This is a genomic window from Williamsia sp. Y712 (assembly GCF_059445525.1).
This window is the reverse complement of record NZ_JCAIUN010000001.1, coordinates 2768947-2782275: the sequence shown is the minus strand read 5'-3', so window position 1 is coordinate 2782275 and position 13329 is coordinate 2768947. Positions and strand designations below refer to the sequence as shown.

General features: G+C 65.3%; 13 protein-coding genes. 4 read left to right on the top strand and 9 right to left on the bottom strand.

The window, feature by feature from the left end; translation table 11 throughout:
* Window positions 1-2: 2 nt before the first annotated feature.
* The 9 genes from mraY to AC1D75_RS12705 all read right to left on the bottom strand — a co-directional run bounded on the left by mraY (window position 3) and on the right by AC1D75_RS12705 (window position 9262).
* A complete protein-coding gene (gene mraY, locus AC1D75_RS12745) occupies window positions 3-1091 on the bottom strand; it encodes a phospho-N-acetylmuramoyl-pentapeptide-transferase (protein ID WP_495515558.1) in 1089 nt (362 codons plus the stop codon).
* Between the two features lie 46 nt (window positions 1092-1137).
* Window positions 1138-1617 (bottom strand): UDP-N-acetylmuramoyl-tripeptide--D-alanyl-D-alanine ligase, encoded by a 480-nt coding sequence (locus AC1D75_RS12740; RefSeq protein ID WP_495515557.1) that lies wholly within the window; start codon window positions 1615-1617, stop codon window positions 1138-1140.
* Complete coding sequence (locus AC1D75_RS12735; RefSeq protein ID WP_495515556.1) at window positions 1614-3227, bottom strand: UDP-N-acetylmuramoyl-L-alanyl-D-glutamate--2,6-diaminopimelate ligase; 1614 nt, start codon at window positions 3225-3227, stop codon at window positions 1614-1616. Before AC1D75_RS12735 ends, AC1D75_RS12740 begins: the two co-directional genes overlap by 4 nt.
* Before the next feature lie 23 nt (window positions 3228-3250).
* Window positions 3251-5263, bottom strand: a complete 2013-nt coding sequence (locus AC1D75_RS12730) for a peptidoglycan D,D-transpeptidase FtsI family protein (RefSeq protein ID WP_495516070.1) — start codon at window positions 5261-5263, stop codon at window positions 3251-3253.
* Window positions 5264-5349: 86 nt separating this feature from the next.
* A complete protein-coding gene (ftsL, locus tag AC1D75_RS12725) occupies window positions 5350-6195 on the bottom strand; it encodes a cell division protein FtsL (RefSeq protein WP_495515555.1) in 846 nt (281 codons plus the stop codon).
* A complete protein-coding gene (gene rsmH / locus AC1D75_RS12720) occupies window positions 6192-7136 on the bottom strand; it encodes a 16S rRNA (cytosine(1402)-N(4))-methyltransferase RsmH (protein WP_495516069.1) in 945 nt (314 codons plus the stop codon). Before rsmH ends, ftsL begins: the two co-directional genes overlap by 4 nt.
* 238 nt (window positions 7137-7374) lie before the next feature.
* Window positions 7375-7803, bottom strand: a complete 429-nt coding sequence (mraZ, locus tag AC1D75_RS12715; RefSeq protein WP_495516068.1) for a division/cell wall cluster transcriptional repressor MraZ — start codon at window positions 7801-7803, stop codon at window positions 7375-7377.
* A 385-nt stretch (window positions 7804-8188) separates the two neighbouring features.
* A complete protein-coding gene (locus AC1D75_RS12710) occupies window positions 8189-8596 on the bottom strand; it encodes an SCO2097 family morphological protein (RefSeq protein ID WP_495515554.1) in 408 nt (135 codons plus the stop codon).
* A 174-nt stretch (window positions 8597-8770) separates the two neighbouring features.
* Complete coding sequence (locus AC1D75_RS12705) at window positions 8771-9262, bottom strand: SAV_6107 family HEPN domain-containing protein (RefSeq protein WP_495515553.1); 492 nt, start codon at window positions 9260-9262, stop codon at window positions 8771-8773.
* A gap of 213 nt (window positions 9263-9475) precedes the next feature.
* On the opposite strand from AC1D75_RS12705, the gene AC1D75_RS12700 reads away from it, so the two are divergent.
* Genes AC1D75_RS12700 through AC1D75_RS12685 form a run of 4 tightly spaced genes read left to right on the top strand, consistent with a single transcriptional unit; the run spans window position 9476 to window position 13321 of the window.
* Window positions 9476-10054 (top strand): GNAT family N-acetyltransferase, encoded by a 579-nt coding sequence (locus AC1D75_RS12700; RefSeq protein ID WP_495515552.1) that lies wholly within the window; start codon window positions 9476-9478, stop codon window positions 10052-10054.
* 6 nt (window positions 10055-10060) lie between these two features.
* Window positions 10061-11674 (top strand): phytoene desaturase family protein, encoded by a 1614-nt coding sequence (locus AC1D75_RS12695; protein ID WP_495515551.1) that lies wholly within the window; start codon window positions 10061-10063, stop codon window positions 11672-11674.
* Window positions 11665-12483 carry a carotenoid biosynthesis protein gene (locus AC1D75_RS12690; RefSeq protein ID WP_495515550.1) on the top strand — a complete coding sequence of 273 codons (819 nt, stop codon included), beginning with the start codon at window positions 11665-11667 and terminating at the stop codon, window positions 12481-12483. Before AC1D75_RS12695 ends, AC1D75_RS12690 begins: the two co-directional genes overlap by 10 nt.
* Before the next feature lie 55 nt (window positions 12484-12538).
* Complete coding sequence (locus AC1D75_RS12685) at window positions 12539-13321, top strand: LppM family (lipo)protein (RefSeq protein WP_495515549.1); 783 nt, start codon at window positions 12539-12541, stop codon at window positions 13319-13321.
* Window positions 13322-13329: the final 8 nt, after the last annotated feature.

The following is a 13329-nucleotide window of genomic DNA, read 5'->3' as shown; positions in this document are numbered from 1 at the left end:
GCCTATCCCCCACTTGAACTGAGGAACTCGCTGTAGAACAGCGACAACCCCAGGGCGCACGCGATGGCGGTCAGCAGCCAGAACCTGATGATCACCGTGGTTTCGGCCCACCCGGACAGTTCGAAGTGGTGATGGAACGGCGCCATCCGGAACACCCGCCTGCCGGTGGTCCGGAAGACCGCGATCTGGATGACCACCGAGATGATCTCAGCGACGAACAGCGCGCCGACGACGACAGCGAGGAGTTCGGTGCTGGTGGTGATCGACAGGCCGGCGAGCAACCCACCGAGCGCCAGAGAACCGGTGTCGCCCATGAATATCTTGGCCGGGGCGGCATTCCACCACAGGAATCCCAGGCAGGCGCCACCGCCGGCCACCGCGATCAACGCCAGATCGAGCGGGTCACGCACGGTGTAGCAACCGGGCTCGGCAGCTTTGGGCCCACCGACACAGGCATTGCGGTACTGCCAGAACGTGATCAGCACGTAGGAACCGAGCACCATCGCCATCGAACCCGCGGCGAGGCCGTCCAGTCCGTCGGTGAAGTTGACCGCGTTGGACCACGCCGACACCACCAGCCACACGAAGATGATGAAGACCACCGAACCCATGGCGATGGCGTCGATCTCACGGACGTACGACAACTTGGGGCTGGCCGGCTGGTAACCGGCTTCGTTGCGGAACTGCAGCGCCAGCACACCGAACAGCAATGCGGCGATGAGCTGACCCACCGACTTCGCGGTCTTGTTCAGTCCGAGGTTGCGCTGCTTGCGGATCTTGATGAAGTCGTCGAGGAAGCCGACGAGCGCCAACGTGGTCGCCAGCGACAGCACCAGGATGCCCGAGGCGGTCGGACCGCTGCCGTCCGTGATGTACCCGAACAGATGCGATCCCCAATAGCCCGCCCACAGTGCGGCCACGATCGCCACGCCGCCCATCGACGGGGTGCCGCGCTTGGTCTGGTGGCTTGCGGGCCCCTCGACCCTGATCTCCTGACCGAAGCCTTGACGCGAAAAGACCTTGATCAGCACCGGGGTCAGCAAGATCGCCACCGCCAGCGAGATCACGCCCGCAATCAGGATCTGCCTCACCTGAACATCCCTATCTGTCGAGTATCAAAGCTGTGATCGAAGACGTTCACGCAGGATCGCCACTCGGAGTCGGGCGGCCGCCGTGGCCGTCCAGGAATTCGGTAAGGCCGAGTTCGCGCCCACCCATCACCAGCACCACATCGTGCTCGCCGAGTTGCGCGTCCAGTATCTCCGCAGCCTTCTGTGGAGTGGACACCAGGACCGCCTCCGAACCCCACGAACCCTCCATGACCGCACCCTGATGAAGTCCGTGGACGGCTCGAGAGGTACCCACACAGATGACCTGACCGATGTCCAGGCGCACGGCCAGCCGGCCGAGTTCGTCGTGCGCGACCACCCAGCGCGTCATCGCAAGCCGATCATCGGCATCGAGATCCGGTGGGAGGTCCATCTCACCGAGCACCGCCCAACTGCGCCGCTCCGGCGCGGCGTGCACGGCATCGGCCAGGTCGCGCAGGGCGGCACGTACCGCCCTGGTGTCGACCCGGTCCACCTGCTCGGCCGGGCCGCTATCGGTATTGCTCACTGTGATGACTCCGTGTCGGTTGTATTCTGTTGCGTTCCAAGCTCATCGATGGCCTGGGCCAGGACGACCCGATCGTCGAAGGGATGCTTGACGCCGCGGATCTCTTGACCTGCCTCGTGTCCTTTGCCTGCCACCAGCACCACGTCACCGGGCCGCGCCCAGCGGACCGCGGCCCCGATCGCCTCGGCCCGGTCGCCGACTTCCCGGACCGGCTCAGCGCCCGAGGGGCGCTCGGCAAGCGGTACGGCCGCGGCTCCGGCGACCACCTGCGCCCGGATCTCGGCGGGTACTTCGGATCGCGGATTGTCGTCGGTGACGACAACGAACTCGGCGCCGCGCGCGGCCGCCTCACCCATGATCGGACGTTTTCCGGTATCGCGGTCGCCACCGGCTCCCACGACAACGGCGATCCGACCCTTGCTCTGGCCTCGCAGCGTGTCGATGACGGCCTCGAGCGCGGCGGGTTTGTGGGCGTAGTCGACCACGGCCAGGAACGGCTGCCCGCGGACGATGCGCTCGACTCGTCCGGGTACCGCGACACCACCGATCGATGCGATCGCCGTCGGCACCGGAACACCGGCACCGGCCGCGAGCGCAACAGCGGTCAGCGCATTGGCGACGTTGTATCTGCCGGGCATCGGGACAACCATCTCGTGCGACCGGCCGTCGGGCCCGGTCACCGTGACGTGCTGTGCACCGTCGGCGGCCACCTCGGATGGTCCGGCATGCCAGTCGACACCCTCCCCTGACCCCGACGTCGACACACTGATCGCGCCCGGGCCGGCGATCTGCAACATCTCGCGTCCCCAGTCATCGTCGACACAGATCACCGACGCCTCGGCGTGAACCGGCGAATCCGGCTGGAACAGCAGCGCTTTGGTGTTGAAGTAGTCGCGCATGGTCGGATGGAAGTCGAGATGGTCCTGCGAGAGATTGGTGAAAGCCCCCAGCGCGAACCGACTGCCGTCGACACGACCCAGATACAAGGCGTGACTGGAGACCTCCATCACCACCGAATCCACACCCTGCTCGAGCATCGCGGCCAACAAACCCTGCAACTGCGGGGCCTCGGGCGTGGTCAGTGCACTGGGCTGCCGAATCCCGGCGATCCGGGTCTCGACGGTGCCGATCAGTCCCACCGAGTGCCCGTCCGCCATCAGCGCCGCCTCGGTCAGGTAGCTCGTGGTGGTCTTGCCCGAGGTTCCGGTGATACCGATCAGCGTCAGGCGCCGGGACGGGTGACCGTATATCTGGGAGCTGAGGTCGCCGAGGATCTGCCGCGGCTGCGGATGAACCAGAATCGCGCAGTCGTGGGCTCCATCGAGAGCGGCCACGATGTCGCGTCCGGCGGGATCGGTCAGTACCGCCGTCGCACCGGCAGCCAGTGCATCCGCGGCGAATTGCGCACCGTGGAAATGGGTGCCCGGTAGCGCCGCGAACAGATCTCCTGGGCGAACATCCTGGGCCCGAAGGGTCACACCGCGCACAGCGCTCTGTGCTGTTGCCGCGCCGATCAGATCAATCTGTGCGTTGCCGGTCGCTGCGAGATCCTCCACCGGGGTCGGGGTGACCAGGGCAGGGCGCAGCACCGAACTATCGGGAGCAGACATTTTCTCAACATACCGCCGCGGGGTCACCCGGCTTGCAAGACCAGTGGAGGCGTCGGGCCCGATGACAGTGGTATCTGTTCACGCTGCAGCATCCAGGATGCGATGGTCTGGAACAGTGGCGCAGCGCTCTGTCCACCGGTGCCGTCACTGCTTCGTTTCGGGTTGTCCAGCATGATGCCGATCACGTATCGCGGGTTGTCAGCGGGCGCGATTCCGGCGAACGTGATGTTGTACGCCTCATTGGAATAGCAACCACACTTCGGATCCACCTGCTGCGCGGTGCCGGTCTTACCGCTGATCTGGTATCCGGGGACGTCTGCTTTCACACCGGTGCCGTTCTGCACACCCATCGGATCGCTCTGGACCACCGAACGGAACATGTCACGAACCGACTTGGCGGTCGCGGGGCTCACCACCCGAATCCCTGCCGGCGGCTCGGTGGCACCGGGCTGACCCTCACCGTTGATCGCCTTGATGATCCGCGGCGGGATCCGCACTCCGTCATTGGCAACCGCCTGGTACATGGCCGTCATCTGCAGCAGCGTCATCGTCAGGCCCTGGCCGATCGGAAGGTTGGCAAAGGTGCCACCCGACCACTGCGTGCGGGCCGGGACCACGCCGCCACTCTCGCCGGGCAGACCCACATCGGTGCTCTGGCCGAGGCCGAAACGCTTGAGCATGTCGGCAAATCGGTCCTCGCCCACCTTCTCGGCGAGCATCAGAGTTCCGACGTTGGAGGACTTACCGAAGATGCCCGTGGTCGTATACGGCGCAACGTCATGCGCCCAGGCATCTTTCACGGTGGCATCGGACATGGTGATCGTTCCCGGCACCTGGTGCACCTCGTCCGGCGTGGTGACACCGTATTCGATGGCGGCCGCAGCGGTGACGAGCTTGTTGACCGAACCGGGCTCGAACGGCGAGGTGACCGGGAGGTCACCGAGCTGCGCATCCCCCTGCTCGTCAAGGGGTTTGGCGGGATTGAACGTGCCGTCGTTGGCCATCGCCAACACTTCGCCGGTCTTGACATCCATGACCACGGCCGACGCGTTCACCGCGCCCGAGCGGTCCTTGGCCAGCTGCACCTGGTTCTGGACGTACCACTGGATGTCGGAGTCGATGGTCAGTTCCACGGTGGCACCGTTGACGGCCGGATGCAGGTTGCGAGGGCTGCCAGGGATGACAGCACCGTCGGAGCCACGGTCGTAGGTGCGCGACCCGTCAGCACCTGAAAGTACTGAATCCATCGAGGATTCCAGGCCGATCAATCCGTTTCCGTCGAAGTCGACGTCACCGACGATGTTCGCCGCCAACTCGCCACCGGGGTACAGCCGCACGTCCTGTCGCTCCGAACCGACCTCGGGGAACTCATCGATGATCTTGTTGGCCGACTCCGGACTGATCGCCCGCGCCAGGTACACGAAGGTCTCGTCGCTACGCAGCAGTTCACGAAGCGAGGACTCGTCGAACTCGTTGCCGAGCTCCTCTCGGATTCCGCGCGCGATCTCACCGATCCGGGTGTCGAGGTCCGGTAGCGACGGATTCTTCTGATGCGCCTCTTCGATCTCTTTGCGAACCTTGACCGGCTGGAAGGTCAGTGCGCGAGCGTCATCGGTGTAGGCGATGGCCTTGCCCTTGCGGTCCTCGATGGCACCACGTTTCGCGGGCAGCACCTCGGTCACCGCACGCTGGCTTGCCGCCTCGGCGGACAGTGACGGGCCGTCGACGACCTGCAACATCGTCATCTTCACCGTGACCACCAGGACCACGACCAGGATCAAAGCCGTTGCCACCCGGTGGCGCCGCAAGAATTGCCGACTGGCCTGGATCATGTCGTCGCTCCCGTGGTGCGAACCACCAGCCGGGAAATTGGTACGGCCGGCGGCCGTCCGGGGCGCGTTGTCGGGATGGTCGCTGTCGCGGTATCCGGCAGGCCCCGTTCCCTGGCGTCCCCGCGGACGCCGCGACGGGCCAACCCGCTCCCGGCCCACTGATCGCTGCCGGGTACGACGGTCGCCCGTACTCCTCGGCCGCATCATCGGCAGCACCGATCGTCAGCAGATCCCTTCGCCGTGAACACCATCGCAAATGAGACCTTCATGGTTGTCAATTCTCTGCTGCGCTAACCGACTTCGCCCGAATTTGCGCCCGGCGCGCCGCCATTGGTTGGAAGAACATTTGAGTATGCCGGCGCAGTCGGGGACTCGGCCGGGCTATTCACTGTCGGGGCCGTCGGGGCCGCCGGAGAGGTCGGGGCCGTCGGCAGAGGATTGGCGGCGTTGCCACCCGGGGTGACCGGGGTCCCCTGAATCGGAATCCCCTGAGCCCCTGGTGCTGTCGGATTGACAACCGGAGTTTCTGCCGGCTTGGGCGCGGCCGTTTTCCGACCGTTGTTCATCGACGGCGCTTTGTCACCTTCAGCGGGCTTGATCTCGCCGACAACGGTTTCACGCCCATCGGGACTGATGACCATCCGCGGCACATCGGTGGCCGGGATCATGCCCAATTCACCGGCCTTTTCGGACAATTCAGGCGCAGAGTCACCCGACTCGTACGCCTTCTTGAGGGCGTCCCGGCGGTCGGACAGCTGTTCGTTGTACGCACGTTCCACACCGAGTTGATACGAGTCCTGAGCCGACTTGGTCGAAAGCCACAGTGTCAGCGCCAATCCGGCCAACAGCATCCCGACAACGACTACGGCGAACGGGACGCGGCGCATCGCCTGGACCGGCGCACTTCGCATGCGGCCCCACATTGCCGGCTTCTCCACCGGCGCGGCCTGGCTCTCGGGACGCTGCCAGTGACGTGATGTCGACGAAACCGCCCCGGCACCAAGGCGTTTGCGACGACGCTCGAGCGCCTTCTCCGCCGCGGCCGAACGCTGCCGGTTCGCACCCGAGTGCCTGGCACGCTGTTCACCGGCATCGCGGCGCCGTGCAGAGGCGAGATTGTCGTCGGTTACCGTCACTTCTTCCCCCCCGCTATCCGTTCGATGACCCGCACCCGCACGGATGCGGACCTCGGGTTGCGCTCGATCTCTTCGTCCGAAGCCTGTTCCGCTCCCCTGGTCACCAGCACGAAATCCGGTGCGGTTCCAGGAAGATCGACAGGGAGTCCGGGTGGTGTCCTCGATTTGGTCCGCTCGACGAACTCGCGTTTGACGATCCGGTCCTCCAGCGATTGGTAAGACATGACCGCCAGGCGCCCACCGACCGCCAAAGCCGAAAGTGCTGCGGGTAGAGCAGCCTTCAACGAGGTCAGCTCCCCATTGACTTCGATCCGCAACGCCTGGAATGTGCGCTTGGCCGGATGACCACCGGTACGTCGGGTGGCTGCCGGAATGGTCCGATACAACAACTCCACCAGTCGGCCGCTGGTGGTGAAGGGTTCGATCTCCCGTTCACGCAGAACCGCGGAGGCAATCTTGCCCGCAAACCTCTCGTCACCGTATTCCGAAAGGACACGGGCCAATTCGCCGTGCCCGTAGGTGTTGAGGACATCGGCCGCGGTCAGTGGGTCGTCTGCATTCATCCGCATGTCCAGCGGAGAGTCAACCGCGTAGGCGAACCCGCGGTCGGGCTGATCGAGTTGCATCGACGAGACGCCGAGGTCGTAGAGTGCGGCGTCGATCTTCGTCACACCGGCCTGCTCCAAGGCCTCGTCCACCGCGTCATACCGCGTGTGGACAAAAGTGATCCGATCGCCGAAGGGCGAGAGTCGTTCGCGCGCGAGATTCAAAGCGTTGATGTCACGGTCGATCCCGATGATCGAAACGCCAGGGAATCTCTGGGCGATGAGTTCGGTATGGCCGCCTGCGCCGAGAGTGCCGTCGACATAGATCGCGTCGGTGCCGTCGGGATGTCGCCGCGTGATCGAAGGTGCGAGCAATTCGATCATCCGCTCGGCCATGACCGGGACGTGCCCGAAGGGGCCATCGGCGAGATCCACTGTGCTACCTCTCGTGCGGTCCGGGTGCGCCAATTGGCCGGCAGGTGTGTGGGTGGATCCTGGTCCCTGCCCGATCTCCGCACCTGGCGCTGGGGAAGTGCGTCAGGGGCGGGCTGTCGAACCTGGCGCTGGGGAAGTGCGTCAGGGTCGGATCGGGCAAAGGCCTCGATTCACCCACGTGGTCTTGTGGTCCTTGGCCTCAGGCCGTGTCCAGGACGTCGAAGCCCACGCTCGAGAAGTTCTCCTCGTGCTCATCCTGGTAATCGCGCCATGTCTGCGCGTCCCAGATCTCCAAGTGGCTCATGTTTCCGATGACCACACATTCTTTGGCCAGCCCGGCATAACGACGGTGATCCGGGGACAGTGTTATGCGTCCCTGTCCGTCTGGCCGCTGTTCATCGGTTCCCGAGCTCAGTTGACGCTGAAAAGCCCGGGCAGCAGGATCGTTCTTGGGCGAGCTCATCACTCGTTGAGCCAACTCATAGAAGTCATCCCGCATGTGCACTGCGAGGCTGCGGTCCTGACCTTTTGTGATCATCACCCCTCCTGCAAGTGCGTCTCGGAACTTTGCGGGCAGCGTGAGCCGCCCCTTGTCGTCCAACTTGGGTGTGTAAGTGCCGAAGAACATAGCGCTGGCCATGTGTCGTCACCTCCAACCCCAAGGTTGATGGAAAGATCCGGTTCTCTTCCACCAACGATCACCACTGTACCCCACAATCCACCACTTTCCACCCCATGCAGCCCAAAAATGGGCATTTCGCCGTCAACATTGCAGGTAGACGCCGCATCACCAGGTGGGGGACAAAACCTGATCCGGGGTGTCCCGGAACCTTTCGGACCAGATTTTGGAGTCCCAGGGGGCACTTCAGCCCCGTTTTGCCGGCAGAACCTCAGGCGTGGGAGAAAGTGGGGATTCGGGTGGAAAGTGGGGCGAGATGCCCTGAAAAACACAAAAAGGCCGTGCATCGCGATGCGATGCACGGCCTTTTACAATCAAACGCGCTTGGAGGCGTCTACTCCTGCTCGAAGCGGCGGTTGAACCGCTCTTCCATACGCTCGGAAAACTTTCGTCCTTGCCGCTGCTCGCGGCCCGACGAACCGCCGCGCGACGACGACCCCGAAGAACCTCCGGGAGTCGGTCCGCTACGAGATCCCCACAACGCCATCAGCCCGGCGCCGAACATCACCAAGAAGCCGATGAGGCTGACAATGGGGAATCCGCCGACCTGCACCTCGATGACAACTCCCCCGACAAGGAGAACAAGTCCGACGAGGAACAGCACGGCAGCTTGCAGTCGACGGCGCGCAGTGGAGCCGCGAAAGCGACGCGACCGTACGTTCGACGCAAACTTGGGGTCTTCGGCGTACAGAGCGTTTTCGATCTGTTCGAGCATGCGCTGCTCGTGCTCTGAGAGTGGCACCCGCCCCCTCCTTCAGCACATGGTTTCGGTAGAGCATCCAGAGGAGACAATTCCGGTTGCCCGGACCCACTGCGGTGGACCCACCTCCGATGATACGAGGTGTTGGAAGTTCGAACCACCATTCCCCGCCACAAGTTGGTCAATTTTGGTCCGTTAGCAGTAATTTCGTAGCCTTCAGGCCGCACCGGCAGGCATATTCGACGGTTTGCCCCGCTCGAGTCGCAGGATTTCCATCTCGACCACGTGCAAAAACTTGTCCACGTTCGGTCGTAACTCGGCGATCTGCTCGTCGGTCACCGACCGGATCCCGGCCTCCGTGTCGGCGCGCAGGCGAGAGAGCCCGGCGAAGTACGTTGCCCACTCGGAGAGCTCGGGCATCGCCTGCGGCAGTCGCGCCCACGCACTGCGCGACCCGCGTCGGCGCGTGGGGTGCTCGGCGACGGCCAGGACAGCGCCTGCCGCGCGCAACGCCGATTGGTACAGCGCGCTGAACGCCTCGGCGGAATCGGTGACGACATCCGATTCACGCAGACGCGACTCCGCTCGTTCCAACATCTCGCGGGAGGCGATGATCTGGGTTGGTTCGGGCAGTCGGGTGACCCGCGCGGTCGAAGCCGCCACGCCATTCCGGGAGACACGCGCAGGGGTTTGTGCCGTCGTCGCCATCTCGGTCCTCCTTCGCCGAACTGTCTGTGTCTATGCGGGGTCGGCCCGGTGGCCTACGCTTCCCTCGTCGGCCACCGAGCCGCTCCACGTCGTAAAGCGGGTAAACGATGCGGCTTGCGCCTTTGCGGAGGTTGAAGCCTCGAACACCCGTTCGACAGTTTCAATATACCTAACGACACCGACAACCCTCAAGCAAAAAAGGCGGAAACTTCTGTGCCCATCCGGATCGCCGACCTCTCGGCCCACGATGCACAGATCTGGCTGCCCGAGGCGTTGAGCGTGTACGTCACCGCTATGAACTACCCGCCGGGCACCGAAGTGCAACGGGCTCCCCTGTGGCACGACCACATCCGGCGCCCCGGATGGAAAGCCGTTGCCGCGATCGACTCACCTGGCCCGGCAACCGGACGGGAAACCCTGGTCGGGATCGCATATGGATACAGCGGCGCGCACGATCAATGGTGGAACCAGCAGGTGCGCAGCGGTCTGGTCCGCGCCGGATGCAGCCGTGAGCGCGTCAGCGCCCTGACCGACAACTACTTCGAACTGACCGAACTCCACGTGCATCCGTCCGCGCAGGGCAGGCAGATCGGCGAACACTTGTTACAACGCCTGCTGGTCGATCGCTCCGAACCACAGGTGCTGCTCTCGACCCCCGAGGTAGACGAGGAGAACAACCGTGCCTGGCGCCTGTACCGCAGGCTGGGTTTTGCCGACGTGCTGCGCGGCTTCACCTTTGCCGGTGATCCCAGGCCGTTTGCTGTCCTCGGCCGCGCACTCCCATTGCGTTAGGACCACATGATCGACGTCAGGACCACAATCGACACCATCGTCATCGGGGCCGGACACAACGGCCTCGTGGCCGCCGCCTATCTGGCCGCCGCCGGTCAACAGGTCAAAGTGCTCGAACGCGACAGTGTCGCCGGCGGTGCCGTGTCCAGCGTCGAACGGTTCCCGGGCTATCGCGTCGACCGTGGGTCGTCGGCGCACCTGATGATCCGGCACACCCCGATCCTCGAAGAGCTCGCACTGGCCGATCACGGACTGCGATATATCGACTGCGACCCGTGGGCGTTCTGCCCGGCGACCGACGATGCTCCCCCGATCATTTTCCACCACGACCTCGAGAAGACGATCGCGTCGATCGAGGCGGCCTGCGGTCCCGCCGATGCGCACGCCTACCGTGGCTTCGTCGACGTCTGGGCGCGCCGGTCGGCGGCGATGATGTCGGCGTTCACCTCTTCCCCATCCCCGCTCGCTCTCGGCAAGGCGTTCTGGGGTCTGCCCGCGCGCATCCCCGGAAACGGCTCCGCCGCCGGGCTCGGTCTGTCGCAAGAGTTCCTGATGTCCGGTAATGCACTCTTGGACAACTGGTTCGAATCCGAACACCTCAAGGCGGCGCTGGCCTGGTTCGGAGCGCAGTCCGGTCCGCCGATGAACGAACCCGGAACCGCACCCATGGTCGGCTTTGCCGCGGCGATGCACACCATTCCCCCAGGCCGGGCTGTCGGCGGCAGCGGCGCGCTCGCCGAAGCCCTCATCCGCAAACTTCACGCCGACGGCGGCGAACTCGAACTGTCGGCCGCCGTGACCGCCATCGAGAAGCAGGGCGACGGCTGGCGGGTTCGTACCGCCGATGGAGGCTCGCATCGGGCCCGATCGGTGGTCAGTGCCTGTCACATCCTCACCACCCTGGACCTGTTGCAGGCCGGTGGATTCGACCGCACGACCGCTGATCGGTGGCGCTCACAGATCCGGATCGGTGGCGGCATAGGCATGGCAGTCCGTCTCGGGGGCACCGCGCTGCCGCAGTATCCCGGACTACCCGCCGACACCTCGGTGCATGGCGGGCTGGGTCTGCTGGTGACCGATCGCGGACATCTGGCCCGTGCGTACGCCGATGCCACCGCCGGCGATCTGCCGCGGCGCCCGGCACTGATCGCGATGAGTTTCTCCGCGATCGATCCGACCCTGGCACCACCCGACCGGCATCAGACGAGTCTGTGGGCCCAATGGCATCCGTACAAGCTCTCCGGCGGGCGGAGCTGGGCAGACCTCGCTGCCACCGCCGGCCGGGAGATCATCAACGAGTTGGACCGGCACGCACCGGGTTTCGCCGACTCGATCGAGCACACTTACGTCCAGACGCCCGCCGATCTGGAATCCGAGCTCGGGATGACCGGTGGCAACATCATGCATGTGGAGATGTCGCTGGATCAGATGCTGTTGTGGCGCCCCCACCCCGAATTGGCCCGGCACCGGGTTCCCGGTGCCCCCGGCCTGGTGCTCGCCGGGGCCTCGACCCACCCGGGCGGTGGTGTCAGCGGTGCCAGCGGTCGGATCGCGGCGACCGCGATCTTGTCCGACCGGAGATCTCCGTTGGCCAAGATCACCCGCGGCCGATGGGGGTGAGGGCCGCGCCGGTGGTCCCCCGACGTCAGGTCTTGCTGTGGACCTCGGCGGTCATGCTGGCCGGGTCGATCGCCGCGCAGATCGTCTACCCCCTGGTCGACGGGGTGGCGCGCGATCGGGCCACCGTGGTCGTGGTTGTCGCCGCGGCCGCCGCGATGCTCGCTCATGCCACGTTCCGGCTGGGGCCGTTGCGGGCAGTCGCGGTCTTCGCGGCGACGGCCGGCGTCGGATGGACCGCCGAAATCGTCGGCGTCGCCACCGGTTTTCCGTTCGGCGCCTACGCCTACGCCACCGACCGGATCGGGCCGTCCGTGGCCGAGGTCCCGGTGATCATCGGCTTGGCCTGGACCGCAGGCGGTTACAGCATCTGGTGGATCAGCTCGCTGGTCAGTCGCCGTCGTCCGATCCGGATCGCCGTGGCAACTGTCGGGATGGTCGGCTGGGATCTGTACCTCGACCCGCAGATGGTCAGTGCCGGATTGTGGACCTGGTCCACAGAGGACGCCGGGCTCCCCGGCATCGATCAGATCCCGCTCACCAACTTCATCGGCTGGGCCGGTGTCGCGTGTGTCATGTTCGTCTTGCTCTCGCTCATCGACCCGAACCCGGTCACGGTGACACCGATGACGTTGGTCGCACCGGTGGGCTGGTTCACCTGGACCTGGCTCGGTTCGGCACTGGCGTTCCTGGTGTTCCTCGACGACCCCGCGCTTCCCGCCGCGGTTCCGTACGGGCTGATCGGGATGGGCATCCTGGGGGTGCCTGCGGCGTTGGCATTGTCTCGCCGGCACCTTTCCGGCATCAACTGACACGATCAGCGCGGCCCTCCTCACGGACCGGCCCGGCTAATGGCACGATAGTTCCGTGCCTGAGATCATCCGACCCAACCGCCGTCGCGGTCCCCTGAGTGCGGTGTTGCTCGTGCTGGCCCTGCTCTTCGGCCCGGCACTTGCCGCCTGTTCTGACGAGCCCGCCCAATACGGCGATCGGTTGTGGGGCGCGATCGTGCTCGCCGAGAAGGACATCGGCCAGGAAAAGGGTCCGCAGATAACGGTGCCGCAATCACTCGAAGCGGTGGTGAGCGCCACCGAATTCAAGCGAGACGGACTGATCGGCACCCGGGCAACATTCACCGAGGCCACCCTCGGCCAGTTCGCCCAGCTCGGCGAACTCGTCGACGACGCCTACCCGGATGCCCCCGTGACCCTGGACCTCCAGGCGCAGCGCCGCGGTGAAGCGGTCACCTTCCGCGGTACGGCCGATCTGCAAGGGCTGACGCCCGAACGCGACTACGTCGAGTTCTCGGTCCAGTTCGCCGGACCGATCAGTGCCACCAACGGCCAGCAGGATGGTGACGACGCCGTCTCCTGGAAGCCGGAGATCGGCAAGGCGACCCCGATGACCGCCGAGGCCCGCTACGACGAACCCGGGACCGCCGCATTCGCCGGTTGGACCGGTCTGATGGCCGGCATCGCGTTGGCCGTTGCCGTCGTGGTGGTGGCGCTCGCGTGGGTCAGCCGCGACCAATCGCCGCGGCCAGGTGCCCCGCACAAACGCCCCAAGGACGCCGCCCAACAACCCGTCGGAAGCTCGAACACCGGCGGTACGGGTCACAGCGGGACCGACCGCAGCGGTAACTCACGCTGATCGGTTGG

Excerpts from the sequence above, each read along its gene's own strand:
- AC1D75_RS12730 (WP_495516070.1), bottom strand. The coding sequence starts at position 5,263 with ATGCGGCCGAGGAGTACGGGCGACCGTCGTACCCGGCAGCGATCAGTG.
- AC1D75_RS12735 (WP_495515556.1), bottom strand. The coding sequence starts at position 3,227 with ATGTCTGCTCCCGATAGTTCGGTGCTGCGCCCTGCCCTGGTCACCCCG.
- AC1D75_RS12690 (WP_495515550.1), top strand. The coding sequence starts at position 11,665 with ATGGGGGTGAGGGCCGCGCCGGTGGTCCCCCGACGTCAGGTCTTGCTG.
- AC1D75_RS12705 (WP_495515553.1), bottom strand. The coding sequence starts at position 9,262 with ATGGCGACGACGGCACAAACCCCTGCGCGTGTCTCCCGGAATGGCGTG.
- mraZ (WP_495516068.1), bottom strand. The coding sequence starts at position 7,803 with ATGTTCTTCGGCACTTACACACCCAAGTTGGACGACAAGGGGCGGCTC.
- AC1D75_RS12695 (WP_495515551.1), top strand. The coding sequence starts at position 10,061 with ATGATCGACGTCAGGACCACAATCGACACCATCGTCATCGGGGCCGGA.
- rsmH (WP_495516069.1), bottom strand. The coding sequence starts at position 7,136 with ATGGCCGAGCGGATGATCGAATTGCTCGCACCTTCGATCACGCGGCGA.